Here is an 18,633-nt window from a genome sequence, read left to right as displayed (position 1 = left end):
TTTTACTCCAACGGGTAAAGGGTCATGGTCTCGACGGTGTAAATACCCGCCGCCATATAAAGCGGCGAAATGGATGAGAGGCCTTCCAACTTGAAGGGGTAAATCGTGGTCAGTTCCCCACACACAGTGACCGCACTGATGCAGTGATTGCCTGATGCGGATAACCCGACACTCACCGCCAACGTGTCACGCTCGCTTTTTGCATCCGCGAGGCGCTTGTCGAGCCGAGTGTTTATCTCTTCGCTGTAAGGCCGATCAGTGAAAGCTCTAACGGTGAAACTGTATGGCGCACCCGTAGGAGACTTCTCATGCCACGCCTGTATCTGAGGCGATAATTCAAGCCCCCGGACCGCATTTTCGAGCGCAAGGCGCGTGCCTGCCTGGCGTTTTGTTGGCCAAGAAAACCCGACGGTAAGACGCTTTTCAGACTCCGCAGCGTTAGCACTCCATTCCGCCACACCGCGATCCGCAGCCAGGTAGGGTAGAAACTCCGTAGGCGTTTCATTAGGGTTCATCAGACTCGGAAAAGGCGGCGTAATACGGTTGACCAGCTTTGCGAAACCGAGGTCCAGCGCCCTCTCCAGTGCCGAACTATTCGCCGGCAGGAGGCTATGATCGATTTGTTCTTCGCTCATAAGATTCGCACCTCAACCGCGACACCGGTGCAATAGGGAGCCTGAAAGGCCGTTGCCTGAATCGGAGATACAGGCTCGAGGATTTCAAGCTGTGCGGCACCCGCTGTATGAATGGCGTAATCAATCCAACTCGGGTCCACACGACCTTCCAGCCGATGACAGGATTTCGCATAGTCCTGCAGCAGTTTTTGAGCAGCTACTTGAGTGAGGCCCGAGTCCGGACCGGCATTGATCTTCGCTACCACACTGATTTTGTAAGGCAGGATTTTCGCAGCTTGCACGCTGACCAGATCCGTCTCCGGCCGTACATCCGGCCGTGCGAAATGGCGACGAACGCCGTCAAGCAAATCGACAGAAGGCGTGCCGTCGCCCTCACGGGAAAGCACGGTGACCATGACTTCGCCGGGCGCTGTTCGACGCCCATTGCCGTCTTTGACCTGGGCCGCATAGCCGTCCGGGTCAAAGGTGTAGCTGACGGTTACCACACCTGGCGTAGCGCTTTGCACCTTCACCGACGGCCGTTCGCCTAGAGTGAAAACCTCACGCCGATACTGCATTCGCGAACCTGCGGCCGGGGCATGTGGCGCCAGGTAGTAACGCAGGCGAGCGTCGTCATCACTCTCCAATGTTGGCGGCACAGGCGGAAATGCCGCCGGGTCGCCAGGGTCGAGTACCTGGCGCTCCAGGCCCATATCGGCCAGGCGCGCATCCAAATTGCTGCCGGTGGCCCACCACGCCAGCATCTGTTTGATGCGTGCATTGTATTTGCGCTCGTGGGTTTGCAGCCGCACGCAAAACGCTTCCAGCGCCAGGGTCAGCAGCTCGCTTTCATTGTCGAGACTGACCTTGAGTTTGGCCGCACTTTGCGGCGCTCGGGTGGCGACGTAGTCAACGACAAACGCCTTGAATTCGGCCAGCAACGGTTCGAACTCATCCACCGCGATGATGGCCGGTTCCTCCAGTTGGTTCTGGCCGGGGATCAGCATGCTCATGTCACGACCTCGAAGGTTTGTTGGCGGTTTTTCCAGGTGCCGGCGAAGCGCAACAACAAGCCGGCACCTTGGCGGGTGGCGACGATGACCTGGGGTTGGAAATCGCCGATGCCGTTCTGCGCGTTATAGAACGCTTGGGCGGCGTGGCTTTGGGCGAGAATCAGCAGGTCGTCGCCGAGGTTCTGGCCGAGCAGTTGCGGGATCTGCGAGCCGTACAGCGGGCGTTTTTGGCGAGTGCCCACGGGGGTGGTCAGCGCTCGGGTGGCGCGCTGCACGAATTGCAGCCAGTCATCAACGGCTGCGCCGGTGTTCCTGTCGATTCCGATCATGCGGTGTCCTTATCGGGGGCTGATGACGCGTCCTTGGTGGTCCACTACGGGGCCGCTGAAGTGTGCGCCGCCGGCATCGAGCAACAGGCGGGTGCCGCCGATTTGCAGGGTGATGCCCTGGGCGCTCATGGTCAGGCTGGCGGCGCCGACCTTGACGTCGACCTGCTCGCGGGAGCCGGTAAAGGTGGTGGGGCCGTTGACCCAGTTGAACGTGTGGCTGGCGTCGTCGTAGTCGCTTTGAGTGCCGTCCTGATGGCGGCGGCGGGTCAAGCTGGCAACGCTGGAGACCGGCGGAAACTGACTAGTGTTCAGGCCGAACAAGGCCACAGACTGGCCGCCGCCTTCGCCGCCGCCGTAGTTGAGCAACAGGCATTGTTCGCCCACGGACGGAATGCGCGTTTCAGTCTGTGCACCGGCGCTAGGGTTGAAAAAACGGATGGCCGGCGTGAGCAACTCACCGTGGCTGACCTTGCAGGTATTGCTGTCGGCGTCGACCTCCTGACACACGCCAATGCGGCAGAAGCTTTCGGCACGCCGGTAAAGGTCTTCAAGCTGGGTTTCCATTTCCACCAGGCGCTCTACGATCGGCCCCAGTTGCATGCGTAACAGCGCGTCGAACATGGGCTACTCCGCCAGTGGTTTGTATTGATCGGGGTCGTTGATGTTCGAGACTTCCCAGGTGCGAGCGAACAGCGGTTGGCCTGTGGGATCGGTGAGTAATACAGGTCCCAAGTAAAGGGTTTGGGTGAAGGAAACGGTCCAGGTGTCGTAGTCCGTTTCCGCCGTGGTGCGCACAGACGGCGCGGCGACGATATTCATCGGCAAATCACACTGTGACTGCGGCAGGTTCCAGCGGTTATCCAGCACCAGGTCCATCAGTTGGCTGGCCAGGTCGCAGGCATCAAATGGCAATGCCCCGGGCGCAACCATGGCCTTGAGCGAAAGGGTCAACGCGTGAGCCTTGCGCCCTTCTCGGGAGCGAATGCCGGGGCCATTGCCCTCGACCGTGATCAATACGCCGGTGTTATCCCCGGTGCCGTTAAGGTCCTGGTGATTGCCGATCTTCAGGTCCGGGAAGGCCGCTTGCAGCGCCTCGCCAATGGCGAGGGGCAGTTGAGAGGGCTTTTCGATGAGCATCATTTTAAGTAGCGTCCTTGCAACAGTTACTGCGGGTCCTGACGGGAGTTTTCGTTGATTCCGATGCGCTTGGCCGCCCACCGCTCATACAGGCCGATGGCTACATCGGCACCGGCCATGGCAGTCAGGCAACCGATGGCGCCGGCCGTCCAGATCGACATGCCGGCGGCGTAGCACAGCATCAGCGCTGAAACGCCGCACACCATGCAGGCCCCGGAGCGCAGGGCCAGACGGCGGATCAGCGACCAACCCCGTGCGCCCTCTTTGTCGGCGCGCCACATTTCGCCGGATACCCCGCCGATCACTGCCAATACGATGACCAGCCAGATAGGCATTTCCGCTAACGCTTGCTGTTCATTTGTCATGTCACGCCTCCTGGCTGAGCAATAGATAGTCCGTTTTTCATTTACAAATGCTTCGATAGGTAGGCATTCCAAAAAGCCCGGTCGCCCGGGCTTTTCAGTAATGCGGTCCAGATTCGGTCTTTCGGCGCTACTGGCGCGGTACGGACCTTTCCTCAATGTTTTTCCGACCACGATCCCTGTCTGCCGGATAACTGCTTCTGGTGCTTTACGCTGCACACCCGGGTCAGTTGCCAACCCTCTGAACCGTTATTAGGCCGGTTCATCGCTGCCTGTTTTTGAAGCGTTGAAACTAAAGAGCGTCGGCATCCTTGCCGGTGTTGCCTGGCATCCCTGCCATCGCTTCGATGGCGTCCTTGCCGATGTTGCGTGCCGTCCTTGTCACTTTCCTTGGCAGCATCCTTGCCGCCTCCACCACCTTGTTGGCTGGCTTGAGACAAAGAATATGCATGTATGCATATACAGTCAATGCACAAATGCATTTATTTTTGCCGTGGAAATGCATGCGTGCATTCGCGGCCTTGCGGGCAGAGGGCTTGGTGGTTTTCTGCAGGCGAAAAAAAGCCCGCGCAATGGCGGGCGTTGTCTTACGTAAGGAGGTTAACGGGCGTACATGCCCCACCAGAACACATGACCGAGGATGCTGATCTGCTCATCCTGGATATCCTGGAAACTGTAGTCCTCGTCCGGGTGTTCATCGCGATTGAAGCTGCGCAAGCGAATCCCGGTAGGCAGGCGGTAGAGCTGTTTCACCCGTAACTGGCCATTGTGGTTGATGGCATACAAATCGCCATCGACGATATCGCCAATGCCACTCTTGCCTGCGTTCACCCCGACCGTGGCGCCGTCGCGCAGCACCGGCAACATACTGTTGCCGCGCACCGTCACACACTTGGCCTGGTCGAACTGCACACCGTTATGCCGCAAGCTGCGCTTGCCGAACCGCAGGCTGGCCTTCTCGCTTTCCTCGATGACGAATCTTCCTGATCCAGCAGCCAATTCAACCTCGCGCAGAAAGGGGATCGACACCTCGTCATCATTAACGGGCGTGTCGTCGTCCCACAGGCTTATGTCCTTGAGTTCCGAATGCATCGGGTCGCGCCCGTCATCGCGCAAAGCCCCCGCCGCCGCGCGCCCGCGCAGGTGGTCGGTGCTGACGCGAAAGTACTCGGCGATGCGCGAGATGTGCTTGTCCGACGGGTCAACGATCTTGCCGCTGAGGATCCGCGAGAGTGTGGATTGAGGCACGCCGGTACGCCGGTGAAGCTCCGTGGGGGAGATCCGGTCGCGGTCCAGCAGTTCTCTTAAGACGATAGAAACGTTGCGTTTTTGCATAACGCGGATAGTGCCGGGAGTTTTAGGGGTTGGCAAATGCTAATTTGCATAATTTATGCAAATCAGAAAGCGACAGCCAAAACGTCAGTAAGCGATGGGGGACTGGACACTCATCAACTTCAAAGTCTGAGAGGCTGTTATCAGCCAAAAGCAGTCATTCATCTGACCTTCAAACAAGAGGTATTTATACGGAGAACGACAATCGAGAAATTATGAGGCACCGGCGGTCGGACTCGTCTCAAGCACCGCTCTGGAAGGCCGATACCACAGGTGTTAATTTGCGCGGCTCCGGCCACGAACCGGAACCGCAGACAGGGATGTTTGGACGTCTTTCACGCCCAACCAGGCGTGCCTAATTTCTGTCATGAGTATCATCCGATGCTGCAAAGATCCCTAAGAACCCAAATTCTCGCGCTGCTGAGCGGCAGCCTGTTGGCGATGTTGCTGATTGCTTTGGCATGCTTTCATTTCCTGTCCAGCGGGGTGCAAAACTACGCCAACCTAATCGAAGGTCCGCTGCACACGTCGCAATTGATCGACGAAGCCAATCTGCAATTCAAGGTGCAGGTACAGGAATGGAAAAACGTATTGCTACGGGGCAAGCAGCCGGCAGACCTGGATAAATATTGGAAGCAATTCGAAGAACGTCAGCGCGACGTGCAGGGGATCCTCGGCGAACTGGCTAACCAAAATGGCCTGGACGGCCAACTCAAGGCCCGCATCGAACGCCTGCGTGACGAACACCGCCAGCTGGGCAGCGCATACCAGAAAGGCCGCGATGCCTATATCGCCGCGGGTGCAGACCCCACCGCAGGCGACACCGCCGTTAAAGGCGTCGACCGTGCTACCAGCGACCAGATGAGCGAACTTGTCGGCGAACTGCGCAAACAGGGCGCCGAGCAATCGACGCTGATCAGCGCTGCTGCAAAACGCACGGTGATGCTGGGGATTATCGTAATGCTCGCCTCGGGTCTGTTGATCGGCCTGTTGAGCCTGTGGCTCATCAACCGCAACTTGGTTGACCCCATCCGCAAGCTGATCGACTACGTGGCGCAACTGAGCCAAGGCAAACTGACCGAACGCGTGGTCAGTAGCCGTGAAGACGAGTTGGGCAAACTGGCCATGGCCGCCAACACCTTGCGCGACTTTCTCGCCGAAACCTTCAACCGCTTGCAGCGCAGCGCCAAGGATCTGGACAGCGCAAGTGGCGAGTTAAACGCCATCGCCGGTCTCATGGCCAGCGGTACCAACGAGCAGTTCAACCGTACCGATCAGGTGGCTACGGCGATGAACGAAATGTCCGCCACCGCCCAGGAAGTGGCTCGTCACGCAGCCGATGCCGCACGCGCTGCCGATGATGCCGACCAATCCGCGCAGCAGGGCGAAAAAGTCATGCGGGGCACCATTCACACCATCACCCAAATGCGTGGCGAGATCGCCAACACAGCCACGGTGATCCGTCGCCTGGAAACCGACAGTGGCCGCATCGGCAAGGTGCTGGAAGTGATACGCGGCATCGCCGAACAGACTAATTTGCTGGCGCTGAACGCGGCGATCGAAGCGGCCCGCGCCGGTGAAGCCGGACGCGGTTTTGCGGTCGTGGCCGACGAAGTGCGAAGCCTGGCCCAGCGCACAGCGGCGTCTATCATCGAAATCAACCAGATCATCCAAACGGTGCAAACCGGCGCGGTGGACGCGGCTCAGGCGATTGAAAGTGGCCAGTCGCGCAGTGAAGAAAGTGTCGCGCAAGTGAATGAGGCCGGCGCCATGCTGGAGCGCATCACCCATGCCGTGGAAGCCATTCGCGACATGAACCGCCAGATTGCCACCGCCGCCGAAGAGCAAACCTCGGTGGCGGAAGACATCTCGCGCAACCTCACCGAAATCACCACGATTGCCAGTACCAACCTGGACAACATGCAGCGCACCGAAGCGGCAAGCCGCAACCTTCACGGGTTGTCAGGGCAGTTGAATGAAGTGACGGCACGCCTGAGTGCTTAGCCGGACCGTTAGCCGTTAGATCGGCTTCGGGCTGAGCAGACATGTTGGAAGACCGAGCCCCGTATTTAGTCATAGCCTGACACGGGGCAAATGCTCAGACCAAAGACTCTCAGCATTTGCGTGACCTTGCGGCGGTGATACCTAATCGACGAAACGTAGGCTTTTTTTGCGGGCACGCTGGACAGCTTTTTTGCCAGGCTCTTTTGGCAGCAACTGCGTTAGATCCGATAATCGCGTCTCCGCTTTTTCGAGCGCGTTGATTGAGTAGCGCTGCCAAACCTTTTCAACTGGCCACAGGTCAGGTTCAGTCGAGCTCTCCCGACGGGCATCTTTTGTCCGTTTCCACTTGAGTCGATTGATCGGTAGTGGCCTAAAGCTGCGTTCACCTTTAAGCCACTGACCAGGGCTTTTATCCTCAGGTGATCATTGGCGGGGCGTATCCCCCCGCATGGGCCCGCTGGCAACTGGCAAAGCAAAGAGGCTTCCCTTTTTCCCAGTTGCACCCACCCCAGCACCACGCTACCCTCCTTCCCGTCGCTGCCAATTCAGTGATCGGGCCTGAGAACCCGGCAAGATGCAGGCGCACCAAGCGCCCCCAAACCCGATTTGCAGGCGTTTTTTTTCGCCTCACAATTCGTGCAATGGCGGCTGTGCGTGGGAGACCTTCGGGTCTGCCGGGTTCCTGTATCTCCGGTTTCTCAGCCTGCGCACAGCTGCCACCCATTCGCCTGAGAACGAACGTGGTAGCTCTCCACTGATATGGGAGTTTTACCGATGACCGCTACAGATCCGTCTGCGTTAACCACCCTCGGCGTCACCCCCTTCTCCTTTCATTCCGACCAACCGCTATTCCGTGTCAACAGCGGTGTTTCCCTGCACGAAGCCTTGCACCATGCCTCCGACCTCCTCCATGTCGCCAAGCAGCTCGCAGAAGATGCGGCGATGACCAGGGAGACGGACCGTTACGCCTGGGCGTCGCATTACTTGCAGGAGATGGTGAAAGCGGTGGTTGATGATGCAGTGAAGGTGTTGGATTCGCCCGGCAACATTCAGTAAGGGGCGACCGTAAAAAAGGGCGGCGCTTTATATAAAGGCGCCGCCCTTTTTTTGTGTTTTACCTGGCCGTTTGCGACCTGCGAAGGGCCGACTTCACGTGTTAACCTTGCGCCCATCGCAACAAATGCTGGGCCAAGCGCCCAATGCCGTTTAGTTAAGCGCCCCCGATTGGGCACGATGTTGAGCTTTCGAACTTCAGCGATGCAGGGGCTGCGGCCTGCAGGTACAGCGCGGCGATCCCTTCGCAGCCTCGCTAAGGCTCGACAGCTCCCACATTCGGCCTGCGTCGTTTGGAAGCCTGCGCTGCGCAACTGATCGACACTGGACCACGCGCGCCCTTTGCCCCATCACTTTCAACGAATTTGCCTACTATCCAATGAGTAAAAACACCGCCGATCTGTCCTCCCACACGCCGATGATGCAGCAGTACTGGCGTCTGAAAAACCAGCACCCTGATCAGTTGATGTTCTATCGCATGGGCGACTTCTACGAGATCTTCTACGAAGACGCGAAGAAGGCCGCCAAGTTGCTGGACATCACCTTGACCGCGCGCGGGCAGTCGGCGGGGCAGTCGATTCCGATGTGTGGGATTCCTTACCATTCGTTGGAAGGCTACTTGGTCAAGCTGGTGAAGCTGGGCGAGTCGGTGGTGATCTGTGAGCAGATCGGCGACCCGGCGACCAGCAAAGGGCCGGTGGAACGTCAGGTGGTGCGCATTATTACGCCGGGCACGGTGAGTGATGAGGCGTTGCTGGACGAGCGTCGTGACAACCTGATCGCGGCGGTGTTGGGCGATGAGCGTTTGTTCGGCCTGTCGGTGCTGGACATCACCAGCGGCAATTTCAGCGTGCTGGAGATCAAGGGCTGGGAGAATCTGCTGGCGGAGCTTGAGCGCATCAACCCGGTGGAGTTGTTGATTCCGGATGATTGGCCCAAGGACTTGCCGGCAGAAAAGCGTCGTGGGACCAAGCGTCGTGCGCCGTGGGATTTCGAGCGTGATTCGGCGTTGAAAAGTCTGTGCCAACAGTTCTCGGTGCAAGACCTCAAAGGCTTCGGCTGCGAAACCCTGACCCTGGCCATCGGCGCCGCCGGTTGCCTGCTCGGTTATGCCAAGGAAACCCAGCGCACCGCCCTGCCGCATTTGCGCAGCCTGCGCCACGAGCGCCTGGACGATACCGTGGTGCTCGATGGCGCCAGCCGTCGCAACCTGGAGCTGGACACCAACCTGGCCGGTGGCCGCGATAACACGCTGCAATCGGTGGTGGACCGTTGCCAGACCGCCATGGGCAGCCGCTTGCTGACCCGCTGGCTGAACCGTCCGCTGCGCGACCTGAGCGTGCTGCAAGCGCGCCAAACCTCTATTACCTGCCTGCTGGATGGCTATCGTTTTGAAAAGCTGCAGCCGCAGCTGAAGGAAATCGGCGATATCGAGCGCATCCTGGCGCGGATTGGCCTGCGTAATGCGCGGCCGCGTGACTTGGCGCGTCTGCGCGATGCCTTGAGCGCCCTGCCGCAGCTGCAAGTGGCGATGACCGAGCTGGACACTGCGCACTTGCAACAACTGGCCGTGACCGCCGGCACATACCCGGACCTCGCGGCGCTGCTGGAAAAAGCCATTATCGACAACCCGCCGGCCATCATCCGTGACGGCGGCGTGCTGAAAACCGGTTACGACACCGAGTTGGATGAGCTGCAATCGCTGAGCGAAAACGCCGGGCAATTCCTGATCGACCTGGAAGCTCGCGAAAAGGCCCGCACCGGCCTGGCCAATTTGAAGGTCGGTTACAACCGCGTGCACGGCTACTTTATTGAGTTGCCGAGCAAGCAGGCCGAGTCGGCGCCGATCGACTATCAGCGTCGTCAAACCCTTAAAGGTGCTGAGCGTTTCATTACGCCGGAGCTGAAAGCGTTTGAAGACAAGGCGCTGTCGGCCAAAAGTCGCGCTCTGGCGCGCGAGAAAATGCTCTATGAAGCGCTGCTCGAAGACTTGATCAGCCGCCTGGCGCCGCTGCAGGACACCGCCTCGGCCCTGGCGGAACTGGATGTGTTGAGCAACCTGGCCGAGCGCGCGCTGAACCTTGATTTGAACTGCCCGCGGTTTGTCAGCGAGCCGTGCATGCGCATCGTGCAGGGTCGTCACCCGGTGGTGGAGCAGGTGTTGACCACGCCGTTCGTCGCCAACGACCTGGCGCTGGATGACGACACCCGCATGCTGGTGATCACCGGTCCGAACATGGGCGGTAAATCCACCTACATGCGCCAGACCGCGTTGATCGTGCTGCTGGCGCATATCGGCAGTTTTGTACCGGCAGCCAGTTGCGAGCTGTCGCTGGTCGACCGCATTTTCACGCGGATCGGTTCCAGCGATGACCTGGCCGGTGGCCGTTCGACCTTTATGGTGGAAATGAGCGAAACCGCCAACATCCTCCACAACGCGACCGAGCGCAGTTTGGTGCTGATGGACGAAGTCGGCCGCGGCACCAGCACCTTCGACGGGCTGTCGCTGGCCTGGGCGGCCGCCGAGCGATTGGCGCATTTGCGCGCCTATACATTGTTCGCCACGCACTATTTCGAGCTGACCGTGCTGCCGGAAAGCGAGCCGCTGGTGGCCAACGTGCATCTCAATGCCACTGAGCACAACGAACGTATCGTGTTTCTGCACCACGTGCTGCCAGGGCCGGCGAGCCAGAGTTACGGCCTGGCCGTGGCGCAATTGGCCGGTGTACCGGGTGATGTGATCACCCGCGCTCGCGAGCACCTCAGCCGCCTGGAAACCACGGCCTTGCCCCATGAAACCGTGGTGGCAAGCCCGAAAAAAGCCAGCAGCAAACCCGCTGCGCCGCACCAGAGCGACATGTTCGCCAGCCTGCCTCACCCTGTCCTGGATGAGTTGGCCAAGCTGGACCTGGACGACATGACGCCGCGCAAAGCGCTGGAAATGCTCTATGCACTAAAGACACGGGTCTAACGCAGACGCTTGCAAGCTGATAGAATCTCGCGCGGTTTGGGATGCTGCGGGCTTTTAGCCTGGCCTGCAGACTATCGCTCCCGAACCTCGCGAGCCCCACCACAAGGGGTTTCGCTGCCGCCGCCTGAGGAGAGAATTAGAAATGACCTTCGTCGTTACCGACAACTGCATCAAGTGCAAGTACACCGACTGCGTCGAAGTGTGTCCGGTGGACTGCTTCTACGAAGGCCCGAACTTCCTGGTTATCCATCCGGATGAGTGCATCGACTGCGCCCTGTGTGAACCAGAATGCCCGGCCGTCGCTATTTTCTCCGAGGACGAAGTCCCGGCAGAGATGCAGGAATTCATTCAGTTGAACGTCGAATTGGCGGAAATCTGGCCCAATATCACCGAACGCAAGGATCCGATGCCGGATGCAGCGGAGTGGGATGGCAAAAAAGGCAAGATTGCAGACCTCGAGCGCTAAAGCGCCGCCGCCCAATAAAAAAGGCCCCTTGCGGGCCTTTTTGCGTTTCTGCAGGGCAGGTTTCACTTTTCTGCAGGCAAAAAAAAGGGGCGGTATGACCCGCCCACATTTTTTCCCTAGTCCCTGTATTCCTTTTTCATCATCCTGATGAATCGCATCCTGCGACGTTCCTTCAACCATCGTTCCTTGATGGCTGTGTCAATCCGTGGACACAGGGCTGATCTTAGAGAGTTCCAAGGGAAGTTCAACGGGATCCAACGGCTGGGCTGAAGAGCTTCATCGCTAAAACAACAATAAATAATTGTTATATTTCAATAAGATAGAAAATTCTCTCTCCATTTCGAGATGTCCACGCCCGGTAAAAAACCCAAACACTTACGAAAAAGTAAGTGAATGCTTACACGCGCAAATGCGTAAAAGCGCAACAGCGCCCGGTTGACCTTCCTGCGGACAAGAAAAAAGCCCCGACACTGTCGAGGCTTCTTTTCCTTCAGGCTGATCAGTCGTCGCTGACCGTAATCGTCGGCATTGCCGGCGCAGCCGCTTCCTGCAGGACGATGCGCGCGCCTACATGACGGGCCAACTCCTGATAGATCATAGCGATCTGCCCATCGGGCTCAGCCGCCACGGTCGGCCTGCCGCCATCCGCCTGTTCACGAATTTCCATCGCCAGCGGCAATGAAGCCAGCACTTCAACGCCGTATTGCGTGGCCAGCTTCTCACCGCCGCCTTCGCCGAACAGGTGCTCGGCATGCCCGCAATTGGAGCAGATGTGCACCGCCATGTTTTCCACGACGCCCAGCACCGGGATGTTGACCTTGCGGAACATCTCGACGCCTTTTCTCGCATCAAGCAGCGCCAAATCCTGGGGCGTGGTCACGATCACCGAGCCGGCCACCGGGACTTTCTGCGCCAGGGTCAGCTGAATGTCGCCGGTGCCTGGCGGCATGTCGATCACCAGGTAATCCAGGTCGCCCCAGGCGGTCTGAGTGACCAATTGCAGCAAGGCGCCGGACACCATCGGCCCGCGCCACACCATCGGCGTGTTGTCATCGGTGAGGAAGGCCATGGACATGACCTCGACGCCCATCGATTCAATCGGCACGAACCACTTCTGATCCTTGACCTTGGGACGGGTGCCTTCGGCGATACCGAACATCACGCCTTGGCTTGGGCCATAAATGTCGGCGTCGAGAATGCCAACGCGGGCCCCCTCGCGGGCCAGCGCCAGTGCAAGGTTGGCGGCCGTGGTGGATTTACCTACGCCGCCCTTGCCGGATGCCACGGCGACCACGTTCTTGACGTTGGCCAAACCCGGGATCTGCGCCTGGGCCTTGTGCGCGGCGATCACGCACTGGATGTCGACCTTGGCCGAACGCACACCGTCGAGACCCTCGATGGCCATTTGCAGCATCTGCGCCCAACCGCTCTTGAAAAGGCCGGCGGCATAACCCAGCTCCATCTGGACCGCGACCTGGTCGCCCTGGACGTCGATGGCGCGTACACAGCCGGCGCTGACCGGGTCCTGGTTCAAATAGGGGTCGGTGTATTGGCGAAGAACGGCTTCCACCGCTGCGCGATTGACGGCGCTCATGGGCTACTCCCGAAAAAAGACTGACTGAAACAGGCGGCTATCCTAACCGTTCCAGCCGCCAAGCGGCATGCTTTCGCGCCCCGGGAGGATTCAGAAACAGCGCCACGGGGTGAAATATATTTCCCGGCGCTTTATAGTGGCCGACCTCCGTTTCATCAAGTAGCCGAGCCCCATGTCCGAGCCACGCAAGATCCTCGTCACCAGCGCCCTGCCCTATGCCAATGGTTCTATCCATCTTGGCCATATGCTTGAGTACATCCAGACCGATATGTGGGTGCGCTTCCAGAAGCATCGCGGCAATCAATGCATTTATGTCTGCGCAGACGACGCCCACGGATCGGCCATCATGTTGCGCGCCGAAAAGGAAGGGATCACCCCGGAACAACTGATCGCCAATGTGCAGGCTGAACACAGCGCCGACTTTGCCGAGTTCCTGGTTGATTTCGACAATTTCCACTCGACCCACTCCGACGAAAACCGCGAGCTGTCGAGCCTGATCTACACGCGCTTGCGCGACGCCGGGCACATTGCCACGCGTTCGATCACGCAATATTTCGACCCGGAAAAGAAAATGTTCCTGGCCGACCGCTTCATCAAGGGCACCTGCCCGAAATGCGGCACTGAAGACCAGTACGGCGACAACTGCGAGAAGTGCGGTGCCACTTATGCACCGACTGACCTGAAGAACCCGCGCTCGGCCATCTCTGGCGCCATTCCGGTGCTCAAGGATTCCCAGCACTTCTTCTTCAAGCTCCCGGACTTCCAGCAGATGCTGCAAACCTGGACGCGCAGCGGCACCCTGCAAGACGCCGTGGCCAACAAGATCGCCGAATGGCTGGATGCCGGCCTGCAACAGTGGGACATCTCCCGCGATGCGCCGTACTTCGGTTTCGAAATCCCGGACGAGCCGGGCAAGTACTTCTATGTGTGGCTGGACGCGCCGATCGGTTACATGGCCAGCTTCAAGAACCTGTGCGACCGCACGCCGGAGCTGGACTTCGATGCGTTCTGGGCCAAGGATTCCACCGCCGAGCTGTACCACTTCATCGGCAAGGACATCGTCAACTTCCACGCCCTGTTCTGGCCGGCGATGCTTGAAGGGGCGGGCTACCGCAAGCCAACCGGCATCGCCGTGCACGGCTACCTGACGGTCAACGGCCAGAAAATGTCCAAGTCCCGTGGCACCTTTATCAAGGCGCGCACCTACCTGGACCACTTGTCGCCGGAATACCTGCGCTACTACTACGCCTCCAAGCTGGGCCGTGGCGTCGACGACCTCGACCTGAACCTGGAAGACTTCGTACAGAAGGTCAACTCGGACCTGGTGGGCAAAGTCGTCAACATCGCCAGCCGTTGCGCCGGGTTTATCCACAAGGGTAATGGCGGTTTGTTGGTGGCCGAGAACGCCGCACCGGAACTGACCGAGGCCTTCCTGGCCGCCGCGCCAAGCATTGCCGACGCCTATGAAGCGCGCGACTTCGCCCGCGCCATGCGCGAAATCATGGGCCTGGCCGACCGTGCCAACGCCTGGATCGCCGACAAGGCGCCGTGGTCGCTGAACAAGCAGGAAGGCAAGCAAGCTGAAGTCCAGGCGATCTGCGCCACGGGCGTCAACCTGTTCCGCCAGCTGGTGATCTTCCTCAAGCCGGTGTTGCCATTGCTGGCCGCCGACGCCGAGGCGTTCCTCAACGTCGCGCCGCTGACCTGGAATGACCACGCTACCTTGCTCAGCAACCATCAATTGAACGAGTTCAAGCCGCTGATGACCCGTATCGACCCCGTCAAGGTGCAGGCGATGACCGATGCTTCGAAAGAAGACCTAGTCGCCAGCCAGACCGACACCGGCGAATCGGCACCGGCCGGCAATGGCGAGTTGGCCAAAGACCCGCTCTCCCCGGAAATCGACTTCGACGCTTTTGCCGCCGTTGACCTGCGCGTTGCGCTGATCATCAAGGCCGAAGCCGTGGAAGGTGCCGACAAGCTGTTGCGCCTGACGCTGGACATCGGTGATGAGCGACGCAACGTATTCTCCGGAATCAAGAGCGCTTACCCGGACCCCTCCAAGCTCGATGGTCGTCTGACCATGATGATTGCCAACCTCAAGCCACGGAAAATGAAGTTCGGTATTTCCGAAGGCATGGTGATGGCGGCGGGCCCTGGCGGTGAAGAGATCTACCTGTTGAGCCCTGATAGCGGTGCCAAACCGGGTCAACGGATCAAGTAAAACGATGTGGCAAGCAGCCTTGTTGTGGCGAGCGGGCTTGCCCCGCGTTGGGGCGCGTAGCGGCCCCTGAACCAAACACCCGGTTCTACCTTTGGAAACCCGGTGGCCTTGGTGGGGCCGCTTCGCAGCCCAACGCGGGGCAAGCCCGCTCGCCACAACAGCCCGGCTCGCCACAGAACAGCCGCCACCCACAACCGGCGGGCTCACCCTACAGCCCCTGTTTGTCTAACCGGCATGCCAATGATCACCCCATGACTCTGATCCAACGTATCGACGCGCTGCTGCCGCAGACCCAATGCGGCAAATGCGGGCACCCGGGCTGCAAGCCTTACGCCGAGGGCATTGCTCAGGGCGAGGCGATCAACAAGTGCCCGCCCGGTGGGCAGGAAACCATTGCGGGCCTTGCGCAGTTGCTGCGCGTGCCGGTGCTGGAACTGGACACCAGCCGAGGCGAGGCTCCCGCCCAGGTCGCCTATATTCGCGAGGCCGAGTGCATCGGCTGCACCAAATGCATCCAGGCTTGCCCGGTGGATGCGATTGTCGGCGCCGCCAAGTTGATGCACACCGTGATCATTGATGAGTGCACCGGTTGCGACCTGTGTGTGGCGCCCTGCCCTGTCGATTGCATTGAGATGCGCCCAACGACGAGCGTGCTGCCGATTGTCGGCGGCCTGGCTGCCAATGATCAGCAGCGCCATGCGCGTGCCCTCAAGCGCGACCGGGCGCGGCGGCGCTATGAGCAACGCAACGCGCGGCTGCAACGCGAAGATGCTCATAAACTCGCCGAGCGCCTTGCGCGATCCAAACGCCCGACACCCAGTGTGCCTGTGCACACCGACAGTGCTCAGGCAGCCCAGGATGCAGCGGTCAAGAAAGCCAAAATCACCGTGGCAATGAGTCGTGCCCAGTTGCACAAATCCTTGAAGGCATTCGGTCATCCGCCGACGTTTGAGCAACAGTCGCAGCTGATCGTCCTGCAGCAGCAGTTCGAATTGGCAGAGCAGGCGCTCAGCGCACTGGAGGCGAACTGTCCGCCTCCACCGCCGACCGCCAAAGACCCTGAACTCAAGCGCGCGAAAATCCAGCTGGCGATGCGCCGCGCCGAATTGAAGAAGGCCCAGGACCGTAATGCTGACGAGCAGCAATTGGCAACCTTGAGTGCCGCGCTGGCCACCGCAGAGCGAACCCTGCATGACGCCGAGGCTGTCAGTGAGCAGCCAAGACCTGAGTTGCAGCGTGTGGAAAAACGCCCCATCGACACTCAGCTGCGCCAGCTGAAAACCGCCTTGGCGTACGCGCGCGCGGACGTCAGCAGGTTGCTACGCCAGCCGCAAACCACCGCGGATGAGCTCAAAGCCGCACAACACACGCTCGAGCAAGCGCAGCGCCAAGTGGACGCGCACACCGGCGATTGATCCGCGACAGTCGCTGCCGGGCAGAGTGGCGATGGTTTATCCTGCAACGCCTGCACTTTTGAAACTACGACGACAGCCTGCAAGGAAATACCCGCCCCATGAACGCCGCAAAACGCCTGGAAATTTTCCGCAGGTTTCACGAAGACAATCCGGAGCCCAAAACCGAACTGGCCTACTCGTCGCCATTCGAGTTGCTGATTGCGGTGATTCTGTCGGCCCAATCCACGGACGTTGGCGTCAACAAGGCCACCGCCAAGCTATACCCGGTGGCCAATACGCCAGAGGCTATTTACGCACTGGGTGTGGAAGGGTTGTCGGAGTACATCAAGACCATCGGGTTGTACAACAGCAAGGCCAAGAATGTCATCGAGACCTGTCGCCTGCTCGTCGAGCTGCATGGCAGCGAGGTGCCCCAAACTCGCGAAGCCCTTGAAGCGCTGCCGGGTGTGGGTCGCAAGACGGCCAATGTGGTGCTCAACACTGCGTTTCGGCAACTGACCATGGCAGTGGACACGCATATTTTTCGTGTCAGCAACCGAACCGGCATCGCTCGCGGCAAAAACGTCGTTGAGGTGGAAAAACAGCTGATGAAGTTCGTGCCCAAGCCCTATCTTCTCGATTCCCACCATTGGTTGATCCTTCATGGACGTTACGTTTGCCAGGCCCGCAAGCCTCGCTGCGGCAGCTGCCGGATCGAAGACCTGTGCGAATACAAGGACAAGACGTCCGACGATTGAGCGATCATTGGTTTTCTCGATCAGTCGATTGAAAAAATCTTTTTTACCCGTTCATGGATTATCGTTATAAGGAGCGCCAATGGCAGTCTTAGCCTGGAGTGAACCTTATGAGCACTGGCAAAGAACAACTGGATGTAGAAGACGACCTCGTTGCAGAGTCGGATGACGATGGGGACGCACCTGTTGCAGAGGTGGCCAAGACCAATTTGAGCAAACGCCGCACTATCGATAACCTTCTGGAAGAGCGACGCTTGCAAAAACAACTGGCCGATTACGATTTCGACCTCTGATCAGCCCGTTCACGACCGGAAGCCTCCCTGATGGAGGCTTTTTTTTGCCGACTATTTCTGCGCCCCGCTCTAGACCAGGCCGTTGCGTTGAGCCAGCTCGATCAGGTCCACAAGCGACCGGGCATTGAGCTTGAGCAACAGGCGGGTCTTGTAGGTACTGACGGTCTTGTTGCTCAGGAACATGCCGTCGGCGATTTCCTTGTTGGTTTTGCCACGGGCCAACTGCTGCAGCACCATCATTTCGCGCCCCGACAAACGCTCGACCATGTCCGCCTCGCTGGCGTTGCCCATGGTTGAACGCACGGAATTGAGCGCCTGGTTGGGGAAATAGCTGTAGCCGGAGAGCACGGCCTTTATCGCGCTCAGCAATTCGGTCAGGTCCTGCTGCTTGCACACATAGCCCGCCGCTCCCGCCTGCATGCAGCGCATCGAAAAATGCCCGGGCGCCTGGGACGTCAGCACCAACACCTTGAAAGGCGCGGGCTGCTTGGCAGACGCCAAGCGGCAAATAACTTCCAGCCCATCGAGTTTGGGAATCCCGATATCCAGTATGACAATGTCCGGTACATGTTCCCGTGCAAGTTGCAACGCATCGACACCGTTATCAGTCTCAGCAACGACTTCATAACCATGACGCTCCATTAGCATGCGCACAGCAAGACGAATGACGGGATGATCATCCACGATCAGCACTTTATTCATGAGAAAGTCCAATTTCGCTGTTCGAATTATTTAGAGCAAGCACAATAGCGTAGTCGTTTCCTAGTTGGCATAGCATTACCCCCCAAGCAACAGCAAGCAGAGACCCACCCCACAGCGATATAGGAATTAACCTACAAAAAAACATTAACTCGGACAGTTTGGGCTTTATGGCGCCTTTCAGAACTTTCCGGGGGCTGACATGTTTTGAGTGAAATAACCGCCGCGCAAGGGGTTCAGGGTAAACGTGCCGCACAGGACTTTCAGGAAATACCCATTGCTCATCACCCACAAGCGAATGAGCAGACGCAAAAAAACCGCCTGCATTAGTTCCTTTGAACATATTCATTTACACCCCTGCTTCCTACAGAACTTTCCATGTCTTACATACCT

The 18,633-nt window shown here is 58.9% G+C and carries 19 protein-coding genes; 8 read left to right on the top strand and 11 right to left on the bottom strand.

Annotated features, from left to right (window positions below):
- Positions 1-2: 2 nt before the first annotated feature.
- The 8 genes from AACV02_RS07410 to AACV02_RS07375 all read right to left on the bottom strand — a co-directional run bounded on the left by AACV02_RS07410 (position 3) and on the right by AACV02_RS07375 (position 4,790).
- Positions 3-635, bottom strand: a complete 633-nt coding sequence (locus AACV02_RS07410; protein ID WP_119738643.1) for a phage tail protein I — start codon at positions 633-635, stop codon at positions 3-5.
- The gene (locus AACV02_RS07405) at positions 632-1,627 is read right to left on the bottom strand and encodes a baseplate J/gp47 family protein (protein WP_119738641.1); all 996 of its coding nucleotides are present in this window, start codon (positions 1,625-1,627) and stop codon (positions 632-634) included. Before AACV02_RS07405 ends, AACV02_RS07410 begins: the two co-directional genes overlap by 4 nt.
- Entirely contained in the window at positions 1,624-1,956 is a 333-nt protein-coding gene (locus AACV02_RS07400; protein WP_119738639.1) for a phage baseplate protein, read from the bottom strand. The genes AACV02_RS07405 and AACV02_RS07400 overlap by 4 nt, the downstream gene beginning before the upstream one ends.
- A 9-nt stretch (positions 1,957-1,965) precedes the next feature.
- The gene (locus AACV02_RS07395; protein ID WP_119738637.1) at positions 1,966-2,577 is read right to left on the bottom strand and encodes a phage baseplate assembly protein V; all 612 of its coding nucleotides are present in this window, start codon (positions 2,575-2,577) and stop codon (positions 1,966-1,968) included.
- Positions 2,578-2,580: 3 nt separating this feature from the next.
- Positions 2,581-3,096, bottom strand: a complete 516-nt coding sequence (locus tag AACV02_RS07390; protein ID WP_119738635.1) for a hypothetical protein — start codon at positions 3,094-3,096, stop codon at positions 2,581-2,583.
- 23 nt (positions 3,097-3,119) lie between these two features.
- Complete coding sequence (locus tag AACV02_RS07385) at positions 3,120-3,458, bottom strand: phage holin family protein (RefSeq protein ID WP_106577252.1); 339 nt, start codon at positions 3,456-3,458, stop codon at positions 3,120-3,122.
- A 289-nt stretch (positions 3,459-3,747) separates the two neighbouring features.
- A complete protein-coding gene (locus AACV02_RS07380; RefSeq protein ID WP_157986820.1) occupies positions 3,748-4,077 on the bottom strand; it encodes a hypothetical protein in 330 nt (109 codons plus the stop codon).
- Positions 4,056-4,790 (bottom strand): LexA family transcriptional regulator, encoded by a 735-nt coding sequence (locus tag AACV02_RS07375; RefSeq protein WP_119738633.1) that lies wholly within the window; start codon positions 4,788-4,790, stop codon positions 4,056-4,058. The genes AACV02_RS07380 and AACV02_RS07375 overlap by 22 nt, the downstream gene beginning before the upstream one ends.
- A gap of 378 nt (positions 4,791-5,168) precedes the next feature.
- Between AACV02_RS07375 and AACV02_RS07370 the strand changes: the two genes are divergently transcribed.
- From AACV02_RS07370 to fdxA, 4 genes are all read left to right on the top strand, one after another.
- Entirely contained in the window at positions 5,169-6,791 is a 1,623-nt protein-coding gene (locus AACV02_RS07370) for a methyl-accepting chemotaxis protein (protein WP_119738631.1), read from the top strand.
- Between the two features lie 774 nt (positions 6,792-7,565).
- Positions 7,566-7,847: a DUF3077 domain-containing protein gene (locus AACV02_RS07365; RefSeq protein WP_119738629.1), complete on the top strand. Its 282-nt coding sequence runs from the start codon at positions 7,566-7,568 to the stop codon at positions 7,845-7,847.
- Between the two features lie 376 nt (positions 7,848-8,223).
- Positions 8,224-10,815 (top strand): DNA mismatch repair protein MutS, encoded by a 2,592-nt coding sequence (gene mutS, locus AACV02_RS07360; RefSeq protein ID WP_119738627.1) that lies wholly within the window; start codon positions 8,224-8,226, stop codon positions 10,813-10,815.
- 142 nt (positions 10,816-10,957) lie between these two features.
- Positions 10,958-11,281, top strand: coding sequence for a ferredoxin FdxA (gene fdxA, locus AACV02_RS07355; RefSeq protein WP_003208688.1), 324 nt, complete (start codon positions 10,958-10,960; stop codon positions 11,279-11,281).
- 499 nt (positions 11,282-11,780) lie between these two features.
- On the opposite strand, the gene apbC is transcribed toward fdxA, so the two are convergent.
- On the bottom strand, positions 11,781-12,875 hold the full coding sequence (apbC, locus tag AACV02_RS07350) for an iron-sulfur cluster carrier protein ApbC (RefSeq protein ID WP_119738625.1): 1,095 nt from the start codon (positions 12,873-12,875) through the stop codon (positions 11,781-11,783).
- Between the two features lie 172 nt (positions 12,876-13,047).
- Here apbC and metG point away from each other — a divergent pair, with 172 nt between their 5' ends.
- The 4 genes from metG to AACV02_RS07330 all read left to right on the top strand — a co-directional run bounded on the left by metG (position 13,048) and on the right by AACV02_RS07330 (position 17,541).
- On the top strand, positions 13,048-15,099 hold the full coding sequence (gene metG, locus AACV02_RS07345; RefSeq protein WP_119738623.1) for a methionine--tRNA ligase: 2,052 nt from the start codon (positions 13,048-13,050) through the stop codon (positions 15,097-15,099).
- A 251-nt stretch (positions 15,100-15,350) separates the two neighbouring features.
- A complete protein-coding gene (gene rsxB / locus AACV02_RS07340) occupies positions 15,351-16,514 on the top strand; it encodes an electron transport complex subunit RsxB (protein ID WP_119738621.1) in 1,164 nt (387 codons plus the stop codon).
- 98 nt (positions 16,515-16,612) lie between these two features.
- Positions 16,613-17,251, top strand: a complete 639-nt coding sequence (gene nth, locus AACV02_RS07335; RefSeq protein ID WP_119738619.1) for an endonuclease III — start codon at positions 16,613-16,615, stop codon at positions 17,249-17,251.
- A 107-nt stretch (positions 17,252-17,358) separates the two neighbouring features.
- Positions 17,359-17,541, top strand: coding sequence for a PA3496 family putative envelope integrity protein (locus tag AACV02_RS07330; protein ID WP_106577264.1), 183 nt, complete (start codon positions 17,359-17,361; stop codon positions 17,539-17,541).
- A gap of 69 nt (positions 17,542-17,610) precedes the next feature.
- Here the strand turns inward: AACV02_RS07330 and AACV02_RS07325 are convergent, their stop codons facing one another.
- Both AACV02_RS07325 and AACV02_RS07320 read right to left on the bottom strand, forming a co-directional pair.
- The gene (locus tag AACV02_RS07325) at positions 17,611-18,243 is read right to left on the bottom strand and encodes a response regulator transcription factor (RefSeq protein WP_106577265.1); all 633 of its coding nucleotides are present in this window, start codon (positions 18,241-18,243) and stop codon (positions 17,611-17,613) included.
- Positions 18,236-18,589 carry a hypothetical protein gene (locus tag AACV02_RS07320; RefSeq protein WP_157986819.1) on the bottom strand — a complete coding sequence of 118 codons (354 nt, stop codon included), beginning with the start codon at positions 18,587-18,589 and terminating at the stop codon, positions 18,236-18,238. The genes AACV02_RS07325 and AACV02_RS07320 overlap by 8 nt, the downstream gene beginning before the upstream one ends.
- Between the last annotated feature and the right edge of the window lie 44 nt (positions 18,590-18,633).

It is taken from the genome of Pseudomonas sp. Larv2_ips (assembly GCF_963879675.1).
Lineage (GTDB): Bacteria > Pseudomonadota > Gammaproteobacteria > Pseudomonadales > Pseudomonadaceae > Aquipseudomonas.
Note: the sequence above shows the minus strand (reverse complement) of the source record. Positions and strands in the feature narration are given on the sequence as shown.

Bases quoted from the DNA above. Each gene is read 5' to 3' on its own strand.
- AACV02_RS07410 (WP_119738643.1), bottom strand. From the start codon at position 635: ATGAGCGAAGAACAAATCGATCATAGCCTCCTGCCGGCGAATAGTTCG.
- AACV02_RS07405 (WP_119738641.1), bottom strand. From the start codon at position 1,627: ATGAGCATGCTGATCCCCGGCCAGAACCAACTGGAGGAACCGGCCATC.
- AACV02_RS07400 (WP_119738639.1), bottom strand. From the start codon at position 1,956: ATGATCGGAATCGACAGGAACACCGGCGCAGCCGTTGATGACTGGCTG.
- AACV02_RS07395 (WP_119738637.1), bottom strand. From the start codon at position 2,577: ATGTTCGACGCGCTGTTACGCATGCAACTGGGGCCGATCGTAGAGCGC.
- AACV02_RS07390 (WP_119738635.1), bottom strand. From the start codon at position 3,096: ATGATGCTCATCGAAAAGCCCTCTCAACTGCCCCTCGCCATTGGCGAG.
- AACV02_RS07385 (WP_106577252.1), bottom strand. From the start codon at position 3,458: ATGACAAATGAACAGCAAGCGTTAGCGGAAATGCCTATCTGGCTGGTC.
- AACV02_RS07375 (WP_119738633.1), bottom strand. From the start codon at position 4,790: ATGCAAAAACGCAACGTTTCTATCGTCTTAAGAGAACTGCTGGACCGC.
- AACV02_RS07370 (WP_119738631.1), top strand. From the start codon at position 5,169: ATGCTGCAAAGATCCCTAAGAACCCAAATTCTCGCGCTGCTGAGCGGC.
- AACV02_RS07365 (WP_119738629.1), top strand. From the start codon at position 7,566: ATGACCGCTACAGATCCGTCTGCGTTAACCACCCTCGGCGTCACCCCC.
- mutS (WP_119738627.1), top strand. From the start codon at position 8,224: ATGAGTAAAAACACCGCCGATCTGTCCTCCCACACGCCGATGATGCAG.
- fdxA (WP_003208688.1), top strand. From the start codon at position 10,958: ATGACCTTCGTCGTTACCGACAACTGCATCAAGTGCAAGTACACCGAC.
- apbC (WP_119738625.1), bottom strand. From the start codon at position 12,875: ATGAGCGCCGTCAATCGCGCAGCGGTGGAAGCCGTTCTTCGCCAATAC.
- metG (WP_119738623.1), top strand. From the start codon at position 13,048: ATGTCCGAGCCACGCAAGATCCTCGTCACCAGCGCCCTGCCCTATGCC.
- rsxB (WP_119738621.1), top strand. From the start codon at position 15,351: ATGACTCTGATCCAACGTATCGACGCGCTGCTGCCGCAGACCCAATGC.
- nth (WP_119738619.1), top strand. From the start codon at position 16,613: ATGAACGCCGCAAAACGCCTGGAAATTTTCCGCAGGTTTCACGAAGAC.
- AACV02_RS07330 (WP_106577264.1), top strand. From the start codon at position 17,359: ATGAGCACTGGCAAAGAACAACTGGATGTAGAAGACGACCTCGTTGCA.
- AACV02_RS07325 (WP_106577265.1), bottom strand. From the start codon at position 18,243: ATGAATAAAGTGCTGATCGTGGATGATCATCCCGTCATTCGTCTTGCT.
- AACV02_RS07320 (WP_157986819.1), bottom strand. From the start codon at position 18,589: ATGAATATGTTCAAAGGAACTAATGCAGGCGGTTTTTTTGCGTCTGCT.